Annotated in this window: 19 protein-coding genes; 14 read left to right on the top strand and 5 right to left on the bottom strand. The window is 33.7% G+C overall.

Features of this window, described 5'->3' with window-relative positions; all coding sequences use genetic code 11:
- Position 1: 1 nt before the first annotated feature.
- Entirely contained in the window at positions 2-874 is an 873-nt protein-coding gene (gene hypB / locus ACIDC4_RS08130) for a hydrogenase nickel incorporation protein HypB (RefSeq protein ID WP_412042489.1), read from the bottom strand.
- Between the two features lie 7 nt (positions 875-881).
- Positions 882-1223 (bottom strand): hydrogenase maturation nickel metallochaperone HypA/HybF, encoded by a 342-nt coding sequence (locus ACIDC4_RS08125; protein WP_412042490.1) that lies wholly within the window; start codon positions 1221-1223, stop codon positions 882-884.
- A 186-nt stretch (positions 1224-1409) separates the two neighbouring features.
- On the opposite strand from ACIDC4_RS08125, the gene ACIDC4_RS08120 reads away from it, so the two are divergent.
- From ACIDC4_RS08120 to ACIDC4_RS08070, 11 genes are all read left to right on the top strand, one after another.
- Positions 1410-2537, top strand: a complete 1128-nt coding sequence (locus tag ACIDC4_RS08120) for a hydrogenase small subunit (protein ID WP_412042491.1) — start codon at positions 1410-1412, stop codon at positions 2535-2537.
- 16 nt (positions 2538-2553) lie between these two features.
- A complete protein-coding gene (locus ACIDC4_RS08115) occupies positions 2554-4290 on the top strand; it encodes a nickel-dependent hydrogenase large subunit (protein WP_412042492.1) in 1737 nt (578 codons plus the stop codon).
- Positions 4291-4300: 10 nt separating this feature from the next.
- A complete protein-coding gene (cybH, locus tag ACIDC4_RS08110; protein WP_230039987.1) occupies positions 4301-5059 on the top strand; it encodes a Ni/Fe-hydrogenase, b-type cytochrome subunit in 759 nt (252 codons plus the stop codon).
- 18 nt (positions 5060-5077) lie between these two features.
- A complete protein-coding gene (locus tag ACIDC4_RS08105) occupies positions 5078-5590 on the top strand; it encodes a HyaD/HybD family hydrogenase maturation endopeptidase (RefSeq protein WP_412042493.1) in 513 nt (170 codons plus the stop codon).
- 4 nt (positions 5591-5594) lie between these two features.
- Positions 5595-7871 (top strand): carbamoyltransferase HypF, encoded by a 2277-nt coding sequence (gene hypF / locus ACIDC4_RS08100; protein WP_412042494.1) that lies wholly within the window; start codon positions 5595-5597, stop codon positions 7869-7871.
- A 3-nt stretch (positions 7872-7874) separates the two neighbouring features.
- Entirely contained in the window at positions 7875-8501 is a 627-nt protein-coding gene (locus tag ACIDC4_RS08095) for an FKBP-type peptidyl-prolyl cis-trans isomerase (protein ID WP_412042495.1), read from the top strand.
- Position 8502: 1 nt separating this feature from the next.
- The gene (hypD, locus tag ACIDC4_RS08090; RefSeq protein ID WP_412042496.1) at positions 8503-9579 is read left to right on the top strand and encodes a hydrogenase formation protein HypD; all 1077 of its coding nucleotides are present in this window, start codon (positions 8503-8505) and stop codon (positions 9577-9579) included.
- Positions 9580-9587: 8 nt separating this feature from the next.
- Positions 9588-10304: an urease accessory protein UreH domain-containing protein gene (locus ACIDC4_RS08085; protein ID WP_412042497.1), complete on the top strand. Its 717-nt coding sequence runs from the start codon at positions 9588-9590 to the stop codon at positions 10302-10304.
- Positions 10305-10413: 109 nt separating this feature from the next.
- Positions 10414-12816 (top strand): TonB-dependent receptor domain-containing protein, encoded by a 2403-nt coding sequence (locus ACIDC4_RS08080; RefSeq protein ID WP_412042498.1) that lies wholly within the window; start codon positions 10414-10416, stop codon positions 12814-12816.
- Positions 12817-12960: 144 nt separating this feature from the next.
- On the top strand, positions 12961-13392 hold the full coding sequence (locus tag ACIDC4_RS08075; RefSeq protein ID WP_230040002.1) for a hypothetical protein: 432 nt from the start codon (positions 12961-12963) through the stop codon (positions 13390-13392).
- A gap of 178 nt (positions 13393-13570) precedes the next feature.
- Complete coding sequence (locus tag ACIDC4_RS08070) at positions 13571-15352, top strand: AMP-dependent synthetase/ligase (protein ID WP_412042499.1); 1782 nt, start codon at positions 13571-13573, stop codon at positions 15350-15352.
- 90 nt (positions 15353-15442) lie between these two features.
- On the opposite strand, the gene ACIDC4_RS08065 is transcribed toward ACIDC4_RS08070, so the two are convergent.
- A complete protein-coding gene (locus ACIDC4_RS08065; RefSeq protein WP_412042500.1) occupies positions 15443-16021 on the bottom strand; it encodes a hypothetical protein in 579 nt (192 codons plus the stop codon).
- A 1132-nt stretch (positions 16022-17153) separates the two neighbouring features.
- Between ACIDC4_RS08065 and ACIDC4_RS08060 the strand changes: the two genes are divergently transcribed.
- Both ACIDC4_RS08060 and ACIDC4_RS08055 read left to right on the top strand, forming a co-directional pair.
- Positions 17154-20246, top strand: a complete 3093-nt coding sequence (locus tag ACIDC4_RS08060) for a DUF6493 family protein (protein WP_412042501.1) — start codon at positions 17154-17156, stop codon at positions 20244-20246.
- 7 nt (positions 20247-20253) lie between these two features.
- Positions 20254-21582: an SWIM zinc finger family protein gene (locus ACIDC4_RS08055; RefSeq protein WP_412042502.1), complete on the top strand. Its 1329-nt coding sequence runs from the start codon at positions 20254-20256 to the stop codon at positions 21580-21582.
- Positions 21583-21737: 155 nt separating this feature from the next.
- On the opposite strand, the gene ACIDC4_RS08050 is transcribed toward ACIDC4_RS08055, so the two are convergent.
- Positions 21738-21884: a hypothetical protein gene (locus ACIDC4_RS08050; RefSeq protein ID WP_412042503.1), complete on the bottom strand. Its 147-nt coding sequence runs from the start codon at positions 21882-21884 to the stop codon at positions 21738-21740.
- Positions 21885-22075: 191 nt separating this feature from the next.
- On the opposite strand from ACIDC4_RS08050, the gene ACIDC4_RS08045 reads away from it, so the two are divergent.
- Entirely contained in the window at positions 22076-22474 is a 399-nt protein-coding gene (locus ACIDC4_RS08045) for a helix-turn-helix domain-containing protein (RefSeq protein ID WP_230040011.1), read from the top strand.
- 117 nt (positions 22475-22591) lie between these two features.
- Here ACIDC4_RS08045 and ACIDC4_RS08040 read toward each other — a convergent pair whose 3' ends face one another.
- Positions 22592-25888: an NACHT domain-containing protein gene (locus ACIDC4_RS08040; RefSeq protein WP_412042504.1), complete on the bottom strand. Its 3297-nt coding sequence runs from the start codon at positions 25886-25888 to the stop codon at positions 22592-22594.
- Positions 25889-25956: the final 68 nt, after the last annotated feature.

Raw genomic sequence — 25956 nt, 5'->3', positions numbered from 1 at the left:
ATTATTGTTTTATAGATTGTGCCAAATAATCGTACCAGGCCTGTAAACCTTCTCCCGAAGTTGCAGAAACTTCAAAAAAGGTCAAATGCGGATTTACTTTTTTCGCGTATTCTTTTAATTTTTGCAAATCAAATTTCAAATACGGCAGCAAGTCAATTTTGTTGATAATACAAATTTGAGATCCCGAGAACATATCCGGATATTTAAGCGGTTTATCTTCACCTTCGGTAACTGAGATGATCACAATTCGTTTTAATTCGCCTAAATCAAACATGGCTGGGCAAACCAAATTTCCCACGTTTTCGATCATTAAAACAGAATCAGGAACAGGTTTTAGTTCTTTTACTGCTCTTGCAATCATTTCGCTGTCCAGGTGACATCCTTTTCCGGTATTAATCTGGATTACAGGAACATTTAATTTATGAATTCTGTCAGCGTCATTGGTTGTTTGCTGATCGCCTTCGATTACCGAAAAAGCGATTTTATCTTTCAAATCTGCAATAGTTCGTTCTAATAAAGAGGTTTTTCCGGAACCCGGAGAACTTACTAAATTGACAGAGAAAATATTCAAAGCTTCAAAAAAACCTCTGTTTCTCTCCGCCGTTAACTGATTTTTATACAATATATCTTTCTCGAGCTGTACAATATTTATTTCGTGAGAATGACTGTGAGAGTGATTATGGTTATGTTGATGATCGTGATTATCATGGTCGTGATCATGATCATGGTGGTGGTCATGATGATGATCTTCATGAGTATGGTGATGATGATCGTGATGATGGCAATGCCCTGAATGAGAGTGGGAATGTTTATCGCCTATTTTGGTAAATCTTATTTCGTTTTCATCAGAACTGCAGCCGCAAGTGGTACACATAACTATCTTATTTAATGATTATTTTTTTGATTTTTAATTCTTTCCCTGCAATAATTTCTTTAAACGGACTATCGCAATTGGGGCAGCTGTCAAAACTTTTATCAATATGAAATTCCGTTTCACATTCTGCACATCTGGCTTTTCCTGCAGGTTCTTCAATAAATAATTTGGCATCACTTAAAACACTTCCATCAATACATTGGGGCCAGATAAAATAAAAGGAATCCATTTCTACGCCGGATAATTTCCCTATTTCTAAATAAAGTTCGAGGGCTTTTTTGCCGTTTATTTTATGTACTTCTTGTTGAACGATCTTCACAATTGAAGTAACTACAGAAAGCTCGTGCATATCTATTTATCTCAAAACAATTAATCATGCAAATTACTTTCAATAAACAAAGTAAAAACTGACAATTATCACATTTATATACCTAATATTTAAATAGTTTTGAAACCTGTTTATAAAAAAATGCAATGCTCTTTTCTACATTATTTTTCTAAAAAAAATTAAAGCACTCTTTAAAATACAACGAGTATGGAGGATAAAAACAAAGTCTATGAAACCTATTATAACAGTATCGAAAGACAGGGTTATAGCAGGAGAGATTTTTTAAAATTTGTTGCTTACATAGGAGCCTACATGGGCGTTCAAAGTTCGGCAATTGGTCAAATTACCAAAGCTTTAGAGAATACTCCCCGACTGCCCGTTATTTGGGAACACTTTCAGGAATGTACTTGCTGTAGTGAATCCTTTATACGTTCAGACCATCCTATTGTTGCCGATATTATTTTAGATAAAATATCATTAGATTATACTTTGACTCTTATGGCAGCTTCCGGTCATCAGGCAGAAGCCGCTAAAAAAGCTACAATGGACAAATACAAAGGAGAATATATTCTTTGTGTTGAAGGCTCGATACCAATGGGTGCTGATGGAAATTATTGCTGTATTGGTGGAAGAAGTGCTATAGAAATTCTTAAAGAATCGGCAGCAGGAGCCAAAGCTATTATCGCCTGGGGAAGCTGCGCAACATCTGGTTGTATACAGGCTGCAAAACCAAACCCTACAGGTGCAGTGCCAATTCATAAAATTATTACTGATAAACCTATTATAAATGTTCCGGGCTGTCCGCCAATTGGTGAAGTTATGGCTGGAATTATTGTGCATATCGTCGCTTTCGGAAAATTCCCTGAATTAGACAGTGCTGGTCGTCCTAAAGCTTTTTATTCTAAAAGAGTTCATGACAGCTGTTACCGCAGACCTTATTTTGATGCGGGATTATTCGCAGAAAACTTCGATGATGAAAATGCTAAAAAAGGATATTGTTTGTATAAAGTAGGCTGTAAAGGGCCAAGTACTTATAACGCCTGCGGTAACATGAAATGGAATGGTGGTGTAAGTTATCCTATTCAGTCCGGACATGGCTGTATTGGCTGCAGCGCCAATGATTTTTGGGATGCAGGAAGTTTCTATTCCAGAGATTCTTCGATAAGTCCGGGTAATATCGAAGCCAATGCAGATACTTTGGGCAAAATTGCTCTTGGCGGAGTTGCTGCGGGTATTGGAGTGCATGCTGTTCTTTCGAATATATCTAAAAAAGACGAACTCAATCACAGAATAAGTCAGGGAACTGAAAACGAAAAACATTTAGAAGATTTATAATCTATAAAAAAACAAGATGGCAGAGAGAATAGTTGTTGACCCAATTACCAGAATAGAAGGACATTTAAGAGCCGAAGTAGAAATCTCAGATGGTACGATACAAGAAGCTTTTTTATCCTCGACGATGGTGAGAGGTTTAGAAAATATTGTAAAAGACAGAAATCCTAAAGATGTTTGGGCTTTTGTGCAAAGAACTTGTGGCGTTTGTACTTCGACTCACGCTACAGCATCTATCAGAGCTGTAGAAGATGCATTGGGAATTGTTGTTCCGCCAAATGCTGAAATTGTTAGAAATATTATGTTGGGTGCTTTGTACCTGCACGACCACGTAGTTCATTTTTATCACCTGCATGCTTTTGACTGGGTTGATGTTATAAGCGGTTTAAATGCTGATCCTGTAAAAACTTCACAATTGGCACAATCGATCTCGAATTGGCCTAAAAGTTCACCTGGTTACTTTTCAGACTTACAGAAAAGATTGAAAAAATTTGTAGCCAGTGGTCAATTAGGAATTTTTGCCAATGGTTATTGGGGACATCCACAAATGAAATTGCCACCCGAAGCGAACTTAATGGCTACGGCTCATTATCTTGAAGCGCTGGAATGGCAGAAAGAAATCGTAAAAGTTCATGCAATTTTTGGAGGTAAAAATCCGCATCCTAACTTTTTGGTGGGTGGAATGGCGTGCTCTATCAACCTTGATGATGCAAGCGGATTAAATGCTGAACGTTTGGCCCATGTAAGACAACTTCTGGAAGAAGGAAAACGTTTTGTAGAACAGGTTTATATTCCGGATGTTCTTACTATTGCAAGTTATTATAAAGATTGGGGCGCCATTGGAGGTTTTCATAATTTTATGACTTTTGGTGATTTCCCAACACAGGGTTATAATAATACCAACATGAATACTTTCAAATTTCCGTCGGGGGTAATTTTGAATAAAGATTTAACAAAAGTTCACGATTTAGATCTAAGGGATTTAAAAACCGTAGAAGAATATGTGAACAATTCATGGTATGATTATGAAGGAGATGGAAATGCCGGAAAACATCCGTGGAGTGGAGAAACTAAAATAAATTATACAGGACCAAAACCGCCTTATACGCATCTAAATGTGGATGAAAAATACAGTTTCATCAAAACACCAAGATGGAAAGGTCATGCTATGGAAGTTGGCCCGCTGGCAAGAATGCTGGTAGGATATGCATCAGGAAGAGAAGAATTCAAAGAAATTGTTGATTCAGCTTTATCTAAGTTACAAGTTCCTGCAGGAGCTTTATTTTCCACCTTAGGAAGAACAGCTGCAAGAGCTCTGGAATCGCAATTGGTTGCGAATTGGAACCTTGAATTTTTCGATAATCTAATTGAAAACATTAAAAAAGGAGATACCAAAATGGCCAATACAGAAAAATGGGAAACCTCAACATGGCCAAAAGAATCTCAGGGAGTTGGACTTGTAGAAGCACCAAGAGGCGCTCTAAGCCATTGGATTGTGATAAAAGATGCCAAAGTAGCCAACTATCAACAAGTAGTTCCTTCGACATGGAATGCTTCTCCAAGAGATCCTAAAGGACAAAGATCTCCTTATGAAAGCAGTTTACTGAATACACCAGTCGCAAATCCTGAATTACCATTAGAAATTATCAGAACCATACATTCATTTGATCCATGTATTGCCTGTGCTGTGCATTTATACGATGAAAAAGGCGATATCATTAAAGAAGTAAACGACATTTCTATTTGCACTATTTAAATTCTCTAGCATGTCTACAAAAACTAATGACTATAAAAGAGCTTATATCTGGCAATTACCCATTCGAATTTTTCATTGGGTAAATGCCTGGGCGATCACAGGATTGGTAATAACCGGATTTATTATTGGTAATCCGCCAGGAATTATTTCTACCAAAGAAGCAACAGGTCAGTTTTGGTTTGGGTATATCCGTGAAATTCATTTTATGTGCGCTTATCTTTTGGTAGCCGTGATGATTTTGAGAGTTTATTTTGCTTTTAAAGGAAATAAATATGCCAATTGGCGCGTCTTTTTCCCCTTCAAAAAAGAAGGTTTCAAAAGGATGTGGCACGTTATTAAATTTGATATTTTTTTACAAAACGAACATACCAACGGTTCTCCTTCAGGAGCTGTAGGTCATAATAGTGTAGCAGCAGCTTCTTATTTGGTCATGTTCGTTATGGGACTTATCATGATCGGGACGGGATTTGCCATGTACGCTCCTACTTCGACCTGGTTTTTTCCTAAAATGTTTGGTTGGGTGACCAATTTGGTTGGAGGCGATTTTAATGTGAGAACCATTCATCATTTCACCACATGGACTTTTATTTTGTTTGCCATTGTTCATATCTATTTGGTCTTCTTCCATGACTGGCTCGAAGGTCTGGGCGAAACATCTGCTATGGTAAGCGGTTATAAATTTGTTCGAACCGAAAGAATTAAAAAAGATAAAGATGATGAAACAAAAGAATCTGTTACAACAGCAATAGCAAATAAGGATTCAGTTTAAAATAAAAATAAAAAAAAGATGCAAGAAGAAATTATTACAAGAAAACTAGATGCTTTTCATTCTGATGGAAATGAAATTTTAGTACTGGGAATTGGTAATTATTTGATGGGTGATGAAGGTGTTGGCGTACATTTTATAAACAGAATTGATAAAACCTTATTTCCTGAAGACACCTCTTTTATTGATGGCGGAACAGGTGGTTTTACCCTAATACCCTATATAGAAAATCATAAAAAAGTAATTATTGTTGATGCCACGATGGATGGTAAGGAAGAAGGAACAATTACACTCTTGAAACCTCGTTTTTCTGATGATTTTCCTATTTCGCTAAGCGGACATAATTTTGGCCTAAAAGATATGGTCGAAATCTTATCGATGCTGGATACTATGCCTGAAATTTATTTATACACGATCACCATTCTAAAAATGGAACCGATGTCTATGAAGCTTTCTCCAAAGGTAGATGCCGCAATAGAAAAAGTGACAGCACAGATTATCCAACAAATAGAAAATTTTAAAATTAATACTTAGTTCCTTGAAACCTTCATTTCAAATAATAATTTCCGGTAGTGTACAAGGCGTTGGTTTTCGGCCTTTTGTATACAATTTGGCAATTAAACAAAATTTAAAAGGTTATGTTTCTAATAATGAATTTGGAGTACTTATAATACTGCAGGAAAATGAAAAAACTGTAACTGATTTTTTAAACGAAATAAAAAGAAAACATCCTAAAAATGCAAAAATAAACGGTACTCAAATTTCTGAAGTTGTAAGTCAGGAAAAATTTGATTCCTTTTTTATAAAACCAACAGAGAAAAATATTTCTATTAATTCGCCTTTGACTCCTGATTTTGCCATCTGTAAAAACTGCAAAGATGAAATTTTAGATCCGGAAAATAATCGGTTTTACTATCCTTTTATAAGTTGTACATGCTGCGGACCACGATACGCCATTGCTGAAAAATTTCCTTTCGAAAGAGAAAATACCAGTATGAATGAGTTTAAAATGTGTGATTCCTGTCTTGAAGAATACAACAATCCTGCAGACAGACGTTTTCACTCGCAAACCAACTCCTGCCCTGATTGTGGCATTCAGGTTTCATTTACAGATAATACAGGAGCTATTATCTCAGGTTCGAATAAAGAAATTTTCGAAAACATCTCCGAAAAATTAAGCGAAGGAAAAATAATTGCTGTAAAGAATACTTCGGGTTATTTACTTCTTTGTGATGCAACTAATCCCGAAGCTGTTCAGGAATTAAGAAACAGAAAAAAACGTTTGACAAAACCTTTTGCTGTTTTATTTCCAGACGCAAAACAGATTGAAAATTATTTGTTTTGTCATAAAACAGAGAAGAATTTACTTAAATCTACTCAGGCACCCATTGTTATTTTAACCTTAAAAAAACAGATTGATTTAGCGATAGATCAAATAGCTCCTGGCATGAAAACTATCGGAGCCATGTTGCCCAATTCAGGAATATTACATCTAATTTCTAATTTGTTTCAGAAACCTTTAATAGCCACTAGCGGAAATTTTAACGGATCTTCCATTTTTTCAGATGAAAACGAGGCTGTCAAAACATTAAATCCTATCGCCGATTATTATTTGCATCATGATCTTGAAATTCAAAATTCTCAGGATGATTCTGTAATTAAGTTTTCACGAAAAAATAAACAAAAAATTATTCTTCGTCATGCAAGGGGCTTTGCTCCCAATATTGATTTTTCTTTTTTAGAAAAAAACAATTCAGAAAAATTACTTTGTTTGGGCGCAACTTTAAAAAACACAATCACAATTAGTGCCAATAATCAGGTTTATATGAGTGAGTATATTGGTGATTTACTGAATTTTGATACTTACAATAGATTTGAAAAGAAAATAAAAAATTACGAGCATTTCTTTGATTTTTCACCCAAAAAAGTGGTTTGTGATCAGCATCCTAATTATGAAAACAACAAAGTAATATCCGCATTCGTAAACAAAGATAGAAGTGTCGCAACCGTAAAAGTTCAACATCATGAAGCGCATTTTGCTGCCATTTTAAGCGAAAAGAAACTTTGGAAAAAATCCAAAATATTAGGTGTCGTTTGGGATGGTTCAGGATTTGGAAGTGATACAGAAATATTTGGAGGCGAATTCTTTGAATACGACCATAATACTATAACCAGAATTGGTCATCTAGAATATTTTCCCTGGATTTTAGGAGATCAAATGGCTAAAAACCCTAAAATGGCTGCACTTTCTATTAGTAAAAACAATAGTTACTTTCAATCCTTTTTTAATAATAATGAATTGAAAATTTATTCTAAACACATCAAAAACAGTTCTATAAAAACATCTTCAATGGGGCGATTAATTGATGCTGTTGCTTTTACATTAGGATTTAAAAATTCTATTTTATTTGAAGCAGAAGCTGGAATGTATTTAGAAAATTTAGCCCAGCAGGCTTTTAATAAATCAGAATTAAAATTAAAAGATTATTTAAAAGATGAAAAAATAACTGATTTAATACCTGGAAAAAAACTCCTGCTACAAGTTGCTAAAGAGGTTCAGAATAATAAAGATTTAGAAATAATCGCTTTAAACTTTCATTTTACTTTAGTGAAATGTATCGAAAAAATAGCCTGTTTTTCAAAATCAAAAGAAATAGCTTTTAGTGGCGGTGTTTTTCAAAACTCAGTACTTATAGATTTAATAATTGACCATCTTAAACCAAAATACAAATTGCATTTTCACGAAACGCTTTCACCAAACGACGAAAATATCTCTTTTGGACAACTCAATCATTATTTAAATTTAAAAAAATAAGCTATGGATATTCTTGAATTATTAGGGCACATTGGTAAAACGGAAGAAAAAGATAAAATTTCGTATTCGGCGGGAGTTGTCATGGCTTTAAGTCTTAAAGATATTGGTTTTGATGAAATTAGGTATGAAGATTATATCGACGGAATGAAATCTGTTTTTGAGAAATCTGCTGAGAAAATTTCGCCTAAACGTTCTATTGAAATTTTTAATAATTACGTAGCACTTTTACAGGAAGAATTAAAAGTAAAAAATGCGCAGATTGGAAAAGCCTTTTTAGAAAAAAATGCAAAAAAAGAAGGTATTGTCACACTTCCGAGCGGTTTACAATATGAAGTTTTAGCAGAAGGAAGAGGAGAAATTCCTAAACTTACAGATACTATTGATGTCATTTATGAAGGCTATTTACTGAATAAAGATGTTTTTGATTCTACTAAAGAAACCGGTCCGCAAAAAATGCGCGTTTTGCAAACTTTAAAAGGATGGCAGGAAGCTTTGCAACTGATGCCTGAAGGTTCCCGCTGGAAAATTTATATTCCACATGATTTAGCTTACGGTCCTATTGGAGCACCACCAATGATTCAGCCCAATTCGACTTTAGTTTTCATCATTGAACTTTTAAATATAGTTTAAAATGAAGTACCTGTCTGAATATCGCAATCCCGAATTGGTCAAACATTATATAAATGAAATTCACAAAATAACGACAAAACCATGGAATATCATGGAAATTTGCGGTGGGCAAACCCATTCCTTAGTCAAAAACGGATTACTGGATTTACTGCCTGAAAATATCAGAATGATTCATGGCCCTGGCTGTCCGGTTTGTGTCACTCCTATTTCATTAATCAATAAAGCAATTGAATTGATGCATCAGGGTGTTATCATGTGTTCGTTTGGAGATATGATCAGAGTTCCGGGATCATCAAAAAGTTTATTGCAAGCCAAAGCCGAAGGCGGAGAATTACGTATTTTATACTCTCCTCTCGAAGCTGTAAATATTGCTGCGAAAAATCCGGATCGTGAAGTTGTTTTTTTTGCCGTTGGTTTTGAAACTACTGCCCCAAGTAATGCTTTGGCAGTAATGCATGCGCAAAAATTGGGTTTGACGAATTTTAGTTTATTAGTTTCTCATGTATTGGTTCCGCCAGCGATGGAAGCTATTTTATCTGACGAGTTTTGTACCATTAATGCTTTTTTAGGAGCAGGACATGTTTGTACCATTGTAGGGCTTGAGGAATATTACCCAATTGCCGAAAAATACAAGATCCCAATTGTAGTTTCCGGATTTGAACCTGCTGATATGGTTCAGGCCATTTATCATGCCGTTCTACAATTAGAACAAGGAAAATATGAGGTCGAAAATCAATATACGCGTTTGGTAAAAGAAGAAGGAAACATCAAAGCCAAAGAGGTTGTCGATACTATTTTTACCATAGGAAATCAGGAATGGCGAGGTATTGGAGCCATAGAAAACAGCGGACTCGTTTTAAGAGAAGCCTATAAAATGTATGACGCCAACGTAAAATTTACCATAAAAACAAGCAATAAAAAAACAGATGAACATTGCATTGCCGGTCAGATTTTAACGGGAAACAAAAAACCAAATCAATGTCCTGAATTCGGTAAAAAATGTAAACCTTCTAATCCTCTTGGCGCACCAATGGTTTCTTCTGAAGGAGCTTGTGCTGCTTACTTTAACTATCAATAAAACTCAAAATGATCGGATTTCTAATTACGGTTTATGCCGGACTCGAACATGCCTTTGAAGCAGATCATTTATTGGCTGTAAACAATCTGGTTACTAACAGAAGTAAGATTAAAGATGCACTAAAAGATGGCATATTTTGGGGAATTGGGCATACCTCAACTATTTTTATGGTCGGCATTATTATGATTGGTTTTAAGATTTCGATCAGCGAAAACATTTTTAGTTATCTTGAAGCGGTAGTAGGTTTGATGTTAATTGTTTTAGGAACTATTCGTTTGTTTAAATTATTATACAAAAAACGACATTCGCATACTTATTACCATAGTCACGAGCACACTCATAGCAATGGAGTTACACATACACATATGCATGCTCATACTTATTTTCATTCACATCCTATCGCCTCTTTTCAGCATCAGCATTACGATTTGTCCAAAAATTACAAAGCTGCTTTTGGTGTCGGTTTGGTTCATGGTCTGGCCGGAAGCGGATCTTTAGTTATCCTGGTTATTTCGCAAATGAAAACACCTCTGGAAGGTTTGATGTATATTTTAGTTTTTGGTGTGGGATCTATTCTGGGTATGTTTATTGCATCCGGATTATTTAGTATTCCGTTTACCAAGAGCATTCTTAAATCTCAGAAACTACAAAAAGTACTAATTATCATTTCTTCTGCGATTTGTATTATTTTTGGATTTAAAATCATCTACACCAATTTATTTTAAAGCTTAAACCTTATTCTTCTCTGAAATTTAAAAGGGTTCTAAGCCTAATTTAATGATATCTTAAGGTACTTTAAGAAGCTGTATTTAATGCGATAAATATCTTTGTCTCATGAAAAAATGCAGACAAAAACTATCCCTTTTAATTTTCTTATTTACATTAAGTCAATTTTGTTTTGGTCAAAACTCTTCTATAAAAGGAACTGTTTCTGACGGTAAACTAGTTGTAGAATTTGTCGATGTTATTTTAAAAAACACAATAGATTCTTCCAAAGTGGCAAATTATGCCGTTACAGATATCTCGGGAAATTTTGTTTTAGAAAATATTCCTTCTGGTGATTATCAATTACAATTCAAATTAGTAGGTTTTAAAACTTTCAAACAAAAAATAAAATTTTCCGGATCCCCAATTTCTATTGGAACCATAACTTTACAAAACGACACCAATTTATTGAATGCTGTTTTGGTGAATTCTCAGAAAAAACAAATTCAGAAAACTGACGAAGGTTTTGTTTTTAATGCTGTTTCGAACATCTCACAATCCGGAGGAACCGCTACAGATATGCTAAAAAGTATTCCGACAGTTGCTGTTGATGCTGACGGAGGAATAACACTGAGAGGGAAATCTCCGATGATTTTAATTAACGGAAAAAATTCGGCTATTACCAACATGGACCAGATTGCTGCCAGCAGTATAGAAAGTATTGAAGTAATTAGTAATCCCACGGCTAAATATGATGCAAATGCCGAAAGTGGGATTATCAATATTAAACTCAAAAAAAACAATCAGAGCGGTATTAACGGTGCTGTAGTTTTAGGCGGCGGATTTGGTGCAAAAGGAAGACTGAACAGTTCTGTGCTTTTGAATCAGAAATCAGAAAAATGGAATTTTGGTTTGGGATATGACAATCGTTTTGCAGGAAGAACCAAGAAAATAAAAGGCGAAAGAACCAATAATTTTATTGATGATGAACATTTTATTTATCAAAACAGAAACGACGAAAGAACGGAAGGATTACAGAATTTAAAATTGAATATTGATTTTTCGCCCAACAAACGAAACAGCTTTTCATTTGAAGCTTTAGGAAATATAGAAAATCAGGATAATGACGAGACTTTGCATAGTCAGGTAAATACAAGTGCAAATCAGTTTTTTTCTAATAATATTAGGCATTCATTAGAACTAGAACGTTCAAAAGTAGGTGAACTGGCATTTAGTTACGACAGAAAATTTGCTGATGATCGAAAAAGCCTGAATGCAAGTATTACTTCTTCTTTTAATAAACATAGAGAAAATACAGATATTGACACTAATAATTATAATCAGTATAATGCTATGATTGGTGATGCATCTTTACAAAGAACACACAATTATGAGCATGAAAACATATCGAACGCCATTGTAAATTATGCGATTCCTGTTGCTGAAAAATCAATTATTGAAACGGGTTACAAAGGAACATTCCGATTTTTTAATTCGGATTTTCAAAGTGCAGATATGACGAATGGTGAATATATTACAGATCCGCTGGCAAGTAATTCTTTTAAATATAACGAACAAATCAACGCTGTATACGGAATGCTAAATTCGTATATAGGCGATAAAGAAAATCCAAAATGGAAGTATAATTTAGGTTTACGCGCCGAAAATGTTTCAAACACCGGAGCAACACAAAATAATAGCGATCACTTTAGCAATGATTATTTAAAACTTTTTCCGTCGGCGTCATTGCAAATGAATTTAGCGTCAGACGAATTTGTGAAAATGGGTTACAGCAAACGTATCAATCGTCCGGATTTAGATGATTTAAACCCTTTCACAGATATTACAGATGCTTTGAATCCTCATGGCGGAAATCCTTATTTGAAACCTGAAATTATTCATATTGCCGAAATGAGCTACAATAAAGAGTGGTCGAAATACTCGTTTTCTACCAACGCTTTTTACAGAAACGCCACAGATGCCATAAGACAATATGCAGAACTAAAGGATAATGGTGTGATTTTACTGCAACCGAGAAATATTGGAAGTACTATAACTTATGGTTTGGAAACTATTTTTAGTTTAAAACCAGTGAGATTTTATGATGCCAATATCAGTATTACAGCTTTTCAGCAAAAGATTAATGCTTCAAATTTAACTCAGGATGTGGTAAATAGTGCTTTTAGCTGGTACGGAAAAATCATTAATAATTTTATTCCCTGGAAAGGCGGAAAACTTCAGATTATAGGCAATTATAATTCGGCATTGGCAACTCCGCAAGGAAAAAGAATTCCCATATATAATATCGACATGGGCTTTCAGCAAAAATTAGGCAAAGGAAACGCCCGCTTAGGATTGGTGGTCACAGATATGTTCAACACTTTAGAAAGCGGTTATAAAAACAACACTTATCTTTTTAGTAATAATCGAACCTCAAAATCTGACACACGCGCTTTAATGTTGACTTTTGCTTATAGTTTTAAATCTGATTTTAAAGAAAAACTCTTGGAAAATCAGTTTTCGACAGAGTAATATTTGGGCAGCAATAAAATGTTAAAAAATAAATTCATTCTTGTAATTGGGATTCATTTTTCTATAGAAATTTGAAGTATATTCGCCAAAAAAATTATGCCACTGATTTTTTTTGCCATCCAAAAACAATTAAACTTACATAGAATGAAATCTTTACATTTATTACTTATTACGTTATTTTTTGTTGCTGCACAATCTCATGCTCAGGTTCATGTAGATCAAATTACGTACAATGGTCGTGATCATTATATTACCACTACAATTGGTTATCCTGTTCCGGGAACTTATATCCCTACAGGACAAAAAGCACCCAGTACAGTTTTAAATCCTGACGGTACCGGGTTTATTCAGGCAGATGATTTAAGCAAAAGCAAAATCAACTGGGGAATAGAATGTACAGATGAAGGAATTCCGGTTTTTAAAGAAGGTTTCAATAGTGCATCGTATACCTTTTGGTACAGAACAAATGATAGTGATGCCTGGATATATTCTCAATTTTCGATTCATTTTGCCAAGAAAAAAATGTTTTTGATGGGAGAAAGAGTAAAAGAATATGTGGATTATAATGTTCAATAATAAGATCGAAAATCATAACGAAAATAAACATTTCTCGTTATTTCAAAAAATTACTACAAAAAAGAAAACGTTTTCGTAGATTTTCTATTATACCTATAATTTTTCCCATAAATTCTTATAAAATTAAAAATCATACCTAATTTTTATTTAATTTGCGGTAAAATTCAATATATTAAACATGGTTTCAATCACACGCCTTTTTGATTTTCCCTATTATCAACAAGAAACTTATAACCTTCCGGTTGCCTTAGCAACCAAAAAAAATGGAGTCTGGGAAAAAACATCTAGCCAGGAATATATTGCAAAAGCTAATGCTATTTCGAGAGCATTATTACGTTTGGGCATTCAGAAAGATGATAAAATTGCCCTGATAACTTCGAACAATCGTACCGAATGGAATATCATGGATATTGGTATTTTGCAAACCGGTGCGCAAAACGTTCCGATCTATCCCACAATTGCCGAAGAAGATTACGAATATATATTAAATCACAGCGGAAGTATTTACTGTTTTGTATCTGATGAAGAAGTACTTAACAAAGTAAATGCGATAAAAGCAAATGTACCCACATTAAAAGAGGTTTACTCGTTTAATGAAATTGCAGGTTGCAAACACTGGACTGAGTTATTGACTCTTGGTGAAGACGAAAGCAATCAGAGCGAAGTTGAAGCCCGAAAAGACAGTATTAAGACTGATGATCTGGCTACCATTATTTATACCTCTGGAACAACAGGAAGACCTAAAGGTGTAATGCTTTCGCACCAAAATATTGTATCGAATGTTTTAGACAGTGCGCCAAGAATTCCGTTTGATCCGGGAAAAAGTACTGCTTTGAGCTTCCTGCCTATTTGCCATATTTTTGAAAGAATGATTTTATATATCTATCAGTTTTATGGTGTATCGGTTTATTTTGGAGAATCGATTGATAAAATTAGTGATAACTTAAAAGAAGTTCGTCCTACGGTGATTACAGCTGTACCAAGACTTTTAGAAAAAGTATACGATAAAATTTATGCCAAAGGCGGTGAACTAACCGGTATCAAGAAAAAATTATTTTTCTGGGCTATCGATTTAGGTTTAAAATATGAGCCTTACGGAGCTAATGGTTTCTGGTATGAATTTCAGTTAAAAATCGCCCGCAAACTTATCTTTAGTAAATGGAAAGAAGGTTTGGGAGGAAATCTGGAATTAATGGTTTCTGGAAGTGCTGCATTGCAACCCCGTTTAACGAGAGTTTTTGCTGCTGCCGAAATTCCGGTTATGGAAGGTTACGGTTTATCTGAAACTTCTCCTGTAATTGCTGTAAACGATCAAAGAAACAAAGGTTTCAAGATTGGAACGGTAGGTAAAGTAATTCGCAACGTTGAAGTAAAAATTGCTCAGGACGGAGAAATTCTTTGTAAAGGACCCAATGTAATGTTAGGTTATTTTAAAGATCCTGAAAAAACTGCCGAAGCATTACAAGACGGATATTTTCATACAGGAGATATTGGTGAGATTGACAGCGAAGGTTTCCTTAAAATTACAGATCGTAAAAAAGAGATGTTCAAAACTTCAGGAGGAAAATATATTGCCCCTCAATTGATTGAAAATGCAATGAAACAATCTCGTTTTATTGAGCAAATCATGGTCATTGGTGACGGAGAGAAAATGCCTGCTGCTTTTATTCAGCCTAATTTTGAATTTGTAAAAGAATGGGCAAGACTGCATAAAGTAACTTTAGGAAGTACTGATGCAGAAATCAGCGCAAATGCTGATGTGATTAAACGTATTGATGAAGAAGTAGAGAAAATCAATGAGAAATTTGGTCACTGGGAAAAAATCAAACGTTTTGAGCTTACTCCTGATGTTTGGTCTATCGATGGCGGACAATTGACTCCAACATTAAAATTAAAGCGTAAAATTATTAAAGAGATTTACAAAGATCTTTACGCTAAAATATATGGTCAGAATTCATAATCAAAATAATATAACCAAACGAAAACGGCTGTCTTGTGAGACAGCCGTTTTTTATTTCATGAAGATTTCCTTCAATTGACAAATGAGTATCTAACCACTCGAGAAACGGATTGTTTTTTCCGGATAGCTCTTCTGATCTCCTCTTTTAGAGAACAGAGTGGCGAAATTTGAAAAAAGACGTTTTTTCCCAGAATATTCTCCTGACTTTTCATTTTCTGCAAAAGCGGCTCTTTTTCTGATCTTTTTCTCTGCTTCAGCAACTGCCTTAGCACTGTAGCTGTTTTCAACTTGTATTGCATCTTCCATTCTACACACTTTATTAAAGTTCTTAAAAGGACGTGGTTGAAAATCAACCATAATCGCAGCCAAATTTATTGCATCGATATTCGAAGGATCTGTTTCTCCTTTCAAGAAGGTTTCAATAGGTCTGAACTTGTCTTTTTGATCCTTAAATTTCTTCTTTTTCGTGTAATCAAAATCTATAGAAAATAAATTTCTAAAAACATTCAAGTCATCCTGAGTTACTCCATTCTCGAAAATAAGCCAACAGAAATCACGTAGTTTTCCACGAGACGGACTGTACAAATAATCAAAGTACTCGCCTTCTTTTTCTATCTCGTATTTTTTTCTAATCGCTTTTTTGTATCTATCTAATGTATTGTTGTTCATAATATTTTGTTTTATTTAATTCATTTTTAATTTGCCACTAAGGCGCTAAGCTTTATTTTTTTTACTTGCCGCAAAGGCTCTAAGACACTAAGTTTTTTTACTCTTCACTATTTTGTCTGCTTCTCGCAAAAACGCCAGATTTTTAATCCAATTCTTTATAAAAAAATCTTTGTGCCTTTGCGCCTTCGTGGCAAAACTTTACTTTTTAAGCATAAAAAAAGCACCCGATTAAAGGTGCTTCATGAGATTGAGTAAGACATATTTATCCTACTGCCATTCATGCACCTGTATTGTAAAACATCCAGAAACGAATCCTGGGGCTTGTAATGCTACGCTATATGAGTTATATTTAAAATCCATCTTATTTGTTGTATTGTATTTTTAAATCATCGTTGTTTGAAATTCTATCTTCAAATTTCTTCGACAAATATAAAGTGTAAAAGATCAATTATCCAAATCATTTTTAATATTTATTTTACTGACTTTCAATTAGTTAAACCAATAAAAAAAGCATAGAAATGGCTGTCCGCATACTTGTGCAGATTCTTATTTTTATCAATTGACTGTCTATCATCAAATTACTTTTCAAGAGTATAATTCCTTAATTAGTCGTATCATGTAACATTTCATCTATTATTATTTTATTTTTTTTTTTAGTTAAAAGTTATTTTTATCATTTTCTATCCTACTAAGCAATATAAATTATCATCCTGAACGATCCCGACCCTGTCGGAAAAGTGTCGTATTTCGACTTATGTCAGTGTGCAAAAACAAAAAAAGCGCCCCGAAAAGGACGCTTTTATATATTTATGTTGAGTTTGTAACTACAATTTACACTTCAATTCATTAAAATACATATTACATCCTGAACCTTCAGCCGAGATAAATCCGGCTAAACGATCACTATATTGTCTTACTGACAGATTGATATATATGTGTTTTGTTTCCATTTCAGGACCAAATGTACAATATATTTTAACATTTGCATAGTATTCACACTGAAATATTTATAGGACAGCGATCAATTTTAACCTAAATTTTCCCTTAAAAAAGCCTATAAACCTTAATAATTTTATATTTTTGAGAATATACGCACACATTATTTTTTATCAAATTCAGTCTTAAAAATACCATGAAAAAATATTTAAAATACATAGACGGAAATTCTGATAAGTTTTGGCAAATTGAAGTTACAGGATTAGAATATACTGTGACTTACGGCAAAAACGGAACATCGGGAACTTCTCAAACCAAATCATTTTCTACAGACGAAGAATGTCTCAAATCAGCAGAAAAAATACTGGCCGAAAAAGTAAAAAAAGGATATTCAGAAACTGGTGATGTTGCTGTAGCTTCAAAACCTAAAACCGCTAAAAGCGCAAAATCTGATGAAGTTCTGGAAGAATACGACGCAATTGTAAAATCTAAAAATATAGATTTACTATTGCCTTTCCTGAAAGAAAAATCAAAGGGGAATATTGAGGCTCTAAAAAAACTGATCAAGAAAAGTAAACGTTATTTTATGACCTATACTGATCTTACCAAAGATCCGGGTTATATAAAAAAAGACAAACACGATTATGGTTGGGGAACCCGCGGCGATAAAAAACAAAGTGATATTATTACCCTAAGTGCGATCGCCTTATTTGATAAAGCAGATATCAATTCCTGGGATGAAGCTTTGAGCTTACTGAACGAAATTAATGAAAAGCCTCAGGTGATGGAGGTTTTATTATGGGCAAAACCAAACTGGCTTGATACTTTTATTTTAGACAAAGTAAAAAGGCAAGATTGGGTAGGTTTTAATTATCATACGCTGCGCCAACTTGAAGAGCAGCATTTATTAGCATTTAATCCCGAATTATACGCTTTGACACTTGCCGCAACAAATGAGTGGCGTGCCAAAATGAAGACCAGAAGGTTCATTAATACGTCATTGAATGACAAACTAACATACCAAAGGGATATTCCGGAATTGTTTAATTATGAAACCATTTTGCACAACAGTTTCTTTAGGGAAAATGACAAACAGAAACATGATGAATTCCAGACGTGGGCCGTTATTTACAAATCATTATTAGACGAAAAAAAGATGGAACGTGCGTTTTTTATCGAAAATGCCATCCAGATTCAAACCAAAGAATGGAACAATAACCTGAAATCGTTCTTTAGAAAAAGAATCGAAGAGTTTAATGTTACTGCCGATGAACTTATTGTTTACCAGGAAAACATATTCTCTTTTCTACACAATCCGTATCCGCCTATAACGAGTTACGGAATTGAACTGATTAAGAAAATTTACGATCATCCAAAATTCAAAACAAAATCATTTCTCGAATGGCTTGAACCGCTTATGATGCGCAGCGATTGTAAAGCAGCTATTAAAAACGTTTTGCCAATTCTCGAGAAAATAAATAAATCGAACCCAAAACTAAGCGCCACTATATCATCCATTATAGCCGATGTTTATGTGATTGCCGATCTGGCTTTGCAGGAACGTGCTACCAAAATTATTACCAAAATTGCCAACGTAAAAGATAAAGTGCTAAAAGAGAAATTATCCTCATACGTAACGCTGATGCAGGGAAATATCAAATCAGGATTAACCCAGTTTTTAGACGAAGATGCTTTAACGATTGATGATACTGCACTTGAAGAATATACATTCGAACCTCAACAAGAATTACTCCTTACAGAAGAAGTTCAGTTACCAAAGGATTGGAATGATATTGTTTTTCAGTTTGGAAATTTTATTGGATCAGAAGAAATTCTGGATACCGAAATTTTGATGAATGTCTATATTCAACAGCGCGAATTGTTTCCCGCAGATTATACAGCACAATTAGAGCCGTATAATAAACAATTGCAAAAACATTATTTTGAAGCTGTTCATAAAAATTACCTGAAGTCATTTTTACAGCAGAAAATTCCAAATATTAATGGCAAATTCGACAGTACCTACAAGCATTATGCAAAAATAAATACGCTTACTTTAATGAAACCTTTACTGGAAAAAGTACAGCAAAAAATCGTTTCAGATTCGGTTTTACCGTTACTCTCCTTCCCTAGTCATAAACCGTATTGGGTCGCTCCAAAAGTTTTGTTAGAAAGGGTTATTGCGTACCAAAATACAAAAGAAGAAATTGACGCTGTCGATCTGGCTATTGCAATTGCCCGTATGCCGAGAGAAAATGTTGCAGAAGCCATTCCGTTATTGGATAAGATCGAAGGTGAACTCAAACCCTTATTATCGTTTTGTCTGGGCGTAAATGAGAAAGTCGAATTAGACGATACTTCTCTGTTCTCGAAACTATTGGCTACAATGGGAAAAACGACCAAAGAAACCGGAAACCTATCGCTTTGGGCTGTTGCAGCACGAACATTTTATCCTAACGATACTTTCCCTGAATTTGAGAATACATATCTAAAAGAGATTCCGTTTGTGGTATCTCCTTTTAGACCTAAGGTCGAGTTTAAGGAAAAATGGAACGAATGGACGAATTATCAAACCAAAGAAAAAGAAAGAACACCATCCTGGTACGAACCAGGATTTGATTTGCCTAATTATTCTAAAATCCCTAATTATTTGCTTTATAGCCAGGATGTTTACAAGAGATCAAACACTTGGGATTACAATATCAATTATGCCGGAAACACCTATTTCTGGCACAGTATTACACCACAAAACTCAGATGCTCTCGCGTTGACTTTATTGCACAATTGTAATATTGCCGATGGAGCAAAACCGGAATTAAAAGGATTTCTGGACGTTATCAATAGACCGGAGTTTAGATTCTCAGATATTAGTTTGCTTTTATATGCCTGCTGTTTCTTTCAGGAAAAGAAAGATTTACGATTAATGGCATCAGAAGTTTTAATTCATCTTATCGAAAAACAAACTATTGATATCGAACTTTTTGCTCAGAAAATAGCGTATCTAGCCACCGAAAAATATGGTGTGTTTTTAAGATTAGTCGACGGATTAATTGCCATAAAAGATGTTTCGCCTTTGCATAATAATGCTTTATTGAAGTTGCTGAATTCTTTCTTTACCAATCTTGATTTAAAAGAAAAATTGCCAACCAACTTCAAGAAAATAATAGAAAATTATCTTGATATTTTAACGAAAACCAATCAGAAACCATCTGCGGAAGCTATTGTTTTCTTCGAAAAATGGAAAGATAATGCATCGCTTAAATCATTGATTAAGCAAATTTTAAAATAAAAGAAAAATGACAGATCTCGAATATAATTATAAAGGAATTTCGACTTACAGTAAAACCAAAGGCATCAACAATCTGGTTCTGGCGCATCAAACCGAAATTGAGGAAGTCAATAACATTCCGTGTTTTTTCTGGGGAAGCCTGACAGATCCGTATGTTACCGCAAAATGCTGGACTACGATCGCCAAAGTGGTTCGTTCCAGTTTTGGTCCTATTCCGCCGAGTTTGCGTGATCCTATCGTTTCGGCGGGATCTGAGCGATTGCGTTTCGAAGGCTTTTCGTCCTGTAATGGAGTTTATGTACGACTGGATATGAAACCCGAAGCGATCGACGGAGAATTTATTGCCAACGGAACTACGAATGTCGATTTTAATGATCCGATGCTGAATGCTTTGAATGCGATTCAGAAAAATGAAAAAGTAACACTTGCCGTTGGTCAGCAGGATGTTCAGGTTATCACCAGCAAGGCAAAAGTGACGGAGAAAAAAGTGACTTTGCCCATGCGCTGGATCAAAGGTTTAACGAGCGTTCAGTTGTATCTGGCAGATATGGATATTAAGTTTGAACTGAACAAAATTCAGACGATTCAGTTGTTTCAGAGTTTACCAAAAGGAACTGTAAAAGGTGATTTTTTCATAACCAAAAGAGCCGGAAAATTTATGTTTTCGACTTTGGCTACAGCCGATAGTGTTAGAATTGGCGGTGTGCAAAGATTGCGTTTGTTAGAAGGAATTCTGGCAATTGTAGACAAAATCTTCATTTACGAATCGGCTGATAAACAAACTTGTGCGATAGTCGCCGAATTTGGAAAGATGCAGCTTCTCATGGCTTTTTCTCCTGATTCGTACCGAGGATTTTCGGGCGAAGGAAATGTACTCGAAACCATGACCGAAAACTTACCTATAGAATGGGTCTATGGATTAAACAGTTTATTGAAATCGAATGAAACCTTTGACCCAACCATGCTTTCTATCGAAAATGATATTGATTTTGGCACGATGGACAATCTGACTTCGAATTTATCCTCGATGGGATTATTAGGTTATGATTTAAGCGAAAAAGCGCATTTCTACCGTCGTCTCCCTTTTAAAACCGAACGCATTTTATCGCTGAACCCAAGACTTAAAAATGCCAAGAAACTATTAGCCAACGAAGACATCGAAATCGTCGAACGAAGAGCCGATTATATCGAAGCCAAAGTAAAAGGTTCCGGCGTTGTACACAAAGTCATTATCGACAATAATTCGCAAAGATGTACTTGCGACTGGTTTACGGCTTATCAGGGCAAAAGAGGGATTTGCAAGCATATTTTGGGAGTGAAGATGATGATTTCTTAGAAATTATACTTTTATATATAAAGGAAAATCGCCCTGATGTTAGGGCGATTTTAGACGCTGATTATACGGATTCGCTTTCGCGAAAACGCTGATTTATACGGATTTTTTTAGATTGTTGCTTGACTGATTTTTAAACTATCAAAACTCTGTTTTAATTAGCGTTGTTTCTTTTCTTTTGAAGTACTCGCCTCTTTAAGCCATTTTGCTTGCGCTCTTGCTTGTTCTAAAGTTACAGGACCTTGCTTTGCAAGTATTTTCATGCCTAACTCACCTCTTTCTTTAAATGTTAATTTACAATTCATACACTTTTATATTTAGGTTACTAAGTTATAAAATATTAATTGTAGTATTTACCTGTAAATTACTACTCTGATTAAAGTAAGAAAAGCATATATTTACATACACAAAAAACAACGAAAATTGTATTTTATCAAAACGATCTTGTTTTTTACCAATGAGTATTTTTTTAAAGAATTTTAAATACCTTTGAATTATGAGCACAGAAACTAAACCAAAACACATTGGCCGAAATATAAGCCGAATAAGAGAACTTCGCGGTATGAAACAAGGAGCACTTGCTGATGCTATTGGCACTAGCCAACAAACTATTTCTGGCATTGAAACCAGTGAAACTGTTGATTTCGAAAAATTGGTACAAATTGCAAAAGCACTTGGCGTGACGGTAGAAGCTATTGAAAATTTTACAGAAGAATCTGTTTTTAATTTCTTTAATAACTTTTACGATAATAGTTCAAGTCAGGGAAATAGTTTTAATCAAGGCATGAATGCTACTTTTAATCCATTAGATAAAGTTGTCGAACTTTACGAACGTTTGGTTCAGGCTGAAAAAGATAAGGTTGAGTATTTAGAAAAATTGATGAAATTGAAATAATATTTTCTTTCTTTATATAAAAAATGCGCAATGAGAATTGCGCATTTTTTGGTTTACTTCCTAATCGTTATAAAATTTTATTTATTTTCTCTCGTACTAAATTATTTTTAAAGTCATTTATTTTTTAAGAGCTTGACTGAGAATTATAGCAAAATCAGATTGCTTATCAGTTTTTTTTGAATAATGTGTTTGTTTTTTCACCACCAGTTTTTGATTTTTTACATTGGTAAGCTTTAAATAAAAAACACCTCTCTCATATTTTACAATTCGAACCTGTAAATAATTTTTAGTTAAGTTTAATGAAGAATTTATTCCTTCAACAATTCCATAATAACGATTTGAAATAGTAACATGAACAATATTTTGCATTTTCAAAACCACTTTTACATTAGTTATTGTTCCTATTTGTGGCAAACTACAGAATTTATAATAATCTTCTATAGGAGTTTCATGTTGAGTTACATAAATTTTACTTTTATTATAATCTAAAAATGCAATTTTTACATTTATATTTTGACCTTTTGTAATTATTTCATCTATTCTTTCAGTACTTGGTAGAATCGCAGGCAAACGAAGTTTTGGAGATTTCACAATTATATCCTTTTGACTCACATCAAAGGCTTTAACTTTAAGAAAGTCTTCTCTACTGCTTTCCAATTCATCGAATTTTACAAAAACTTGCTCGAGGGTGTAGATTGACAAAATTTTAGCATGGAAATCTTTTTCATCTCGAATTGATCTAATTTTGCTGGTACGAATACCATCTTGATATATCTTAAGATTAATTAATAAATCATAAAATGTATTTTCTTGATCACTTTTAATCGTTAAGAAAATTCCAGTGCATTGACAACTTATGTTCGAAGATTCTAAACATTTTTCTATAATGATATTTCGAAGCTCCGGTACATTATCATATATTTTTTTTAGAAATAAGTGATTCGCACCTTGATTTACAGTTAATGTATCAAGTATTTTATTAATATACTCATTGTCTTCATATAACCTAAAATGCTTTATTATGCTCCAAATGCTTCCTCCATTTTCATTATAGATAGTATTACCAGTTTTACATCTTGTTAAACAATATTTTTTTAATTTCCTAATATCTACTTTTTCAGGATTAGTGACGTTAATCATTATCATAAAACGAAGTAAGAAACTACTATCTAATTCTTTATAAATATAAGGTTTAAGTATTTCTAATAGATCACTATTTATTTCAATTATTTCATCAGGATTTCTCTGTTGCAGATTTCGAATAATTGTAGGCAAAAAAGTTTTATTTAATTGCATTACAATCTTTATTAAATCTATTAAGTAATTACAATCTATAGTTCTTATTAAAACAGAAATAATCTGTCCCAAAGAACGGAAAACAATAGTACCATATTGATTTACGCTTGACTCTAAAGAATTATTAATAAGATCAGGCTTGTCAAGTTTAGCTAAAGCCAAAAATCCATCAGACGCAGACTTAATATCCTGAATATCTGTTGAAAGTAAATATGCATTCTGTATTATCAATTCCTTAAGTTCAAAATTATCTGAAACAGTACTTTCATAGCACTTAATTGCTAATAAAGGATTTTTTATAGACAATTGTTTTATAAATTCTTCTGGTTTCTCAACAAGTCCAGAATAAAGAATTAGCGGCTGTTCCCAATCTGATATAAATTCTAACTCACTAATATGGCTGCTATCTGAATTATCCAATAAAAGTCCTTCAGCTGCAAAATACTCTTGATAAATCTCATGGGTAAAGCTAAGTTGATTTCCATTTTGAACTAATAGCCCCGAATCAATAAGTAAATCAATTACCTGAATTCTATTTTCAATAGGGTTTAATTTAGCTGCAATTATATCAATGATATTTACTAAGATAGATCTATCAAAACTTAATCTTTTGTTTTTTCTAGTATTAAGGCCGATCGCAATTAAATAATTAAAGAAAGTGTATTTATGGAATAAGGGATTCTTTTTATTTTCACGATCTAAAATACTCTCAATGAATGTTCTAATTAATAATCCCTTGTTGGGAGGAATAAGAAGTGGTGATCGTTCCGATAGCACACATAAAAAATACAATATTAAAGGATTTCTACAGATTTCCTTGAGTTTTGTATGTTTGTTTAACTCCACAATTAGATCAGTACAAGTTGATGAAAAGTTTTTTTCAATAAAATCTATAATCTCAGTATTTGACATCGGTTGAAGTTCAAACACCGGTATATTAAAATCGTTTTTATATGCAGATGGTCTTGAGGTGATTATAAAGGGGCACTCTGAATAGTCTCTAAGAAGTGCCTTGATTTGATTCTTTAAAGAAATAGAGTCTTGTAAAATAAGAATTTCGTTAATACCGTCAATTAGAAATAAGATATTATTTTTAGTTTGAAAATTTTCTATAATTTGAAGTTCCAATCCTGCAAAATCGGCTATTTGTTGTAATAACGATTGTCCTCCAATATAATCCTTAACTGGAAAATATAATGGTAAGTGATCATTATGTAATGACATTTGATAACCAAGGAATTGCAAAGTTGTAGTTTTTCCTAATCCAGGTTCTCCAAGAATGACGAGACTTTTAGTATCATTTAAAATATCTAATATTTTACCCTGTTTTGGAACGAATGATTCCGTGCTTTCTTGATTCCAATCCGTTTCGATAATCTGTGGTGATAAACCTGCCAAATCGTTCCTATCTTGCTCAACGAATAGTGTTTGAACGTATCTACTTTGCCACTTTTCAAAATGGATTTGTAACTTCTTATTAGACCGTGCTTCAGGAAGAAAAATATTACTTAAGAAATCCTCATTATCGTTTATTACAATAAGATAGCCTAAAAGAACATATTCTGACCATTCAACAAGATTACGCCTTTGATGTTGAATCGAACGATGGACAGCATTACGCAAATCATTTCTAATAAATTCAGTAATTTCATTAGTTGGACTTACATTATTAAAAAGCATTATCGGTAAAAAATTTGCAGAGGTTCCTCTAGGAGCCCTCCTCCTTTTAACTTCTAATTTACCATCATAAAGATTTTTTAGTGTAGAATTTAATATCCCTTCATGTGTCAGATCACCAGTCCACTCAATAGTATTTTTATATCTTAAATATCCTATTTTCTTTAAAAAACTTTCAAACTTTTGTGCAAGACCTTCAAGCGCTTGCGGCAACCCTGATAATTCATTATTTAAAACAATATCTAAATGCAAATAAAAATCTTCCGAAAGCCTTAATAAAGAATTATCATTTTCATCGCTATCAATAAGTAAGAACAATAAACGTGTACTAAGTCTGAGATCGGTAACCAAATCAGAAACTAAAATTGTATTTCTTGAAGTGGGTAATATTATGTCACCAATTGTCTTAAAATGATCATAAAATTTCTGTTCTGTCTGCATTATAGAAAGGTTAGTTAATTTTATTCAATATTACAAATTAGGATTAATAATACAAAAGAGGTGGCTTA

Origin of the sequence: Flavobacterium sp. C3NV (assembly GCF_046825355.2) — a bacterium.
Classification (GTDB): domain Bacteria; phylum Bacteroidota; class Bacteroidia; order Flavobacteriales; family Flavobacteriaceae; genus Flavobacterium.
Note: the sequence above shows the minus strand (reverse complement) of the source record. Positions and strands in the feature narration are given on the sequence as shown.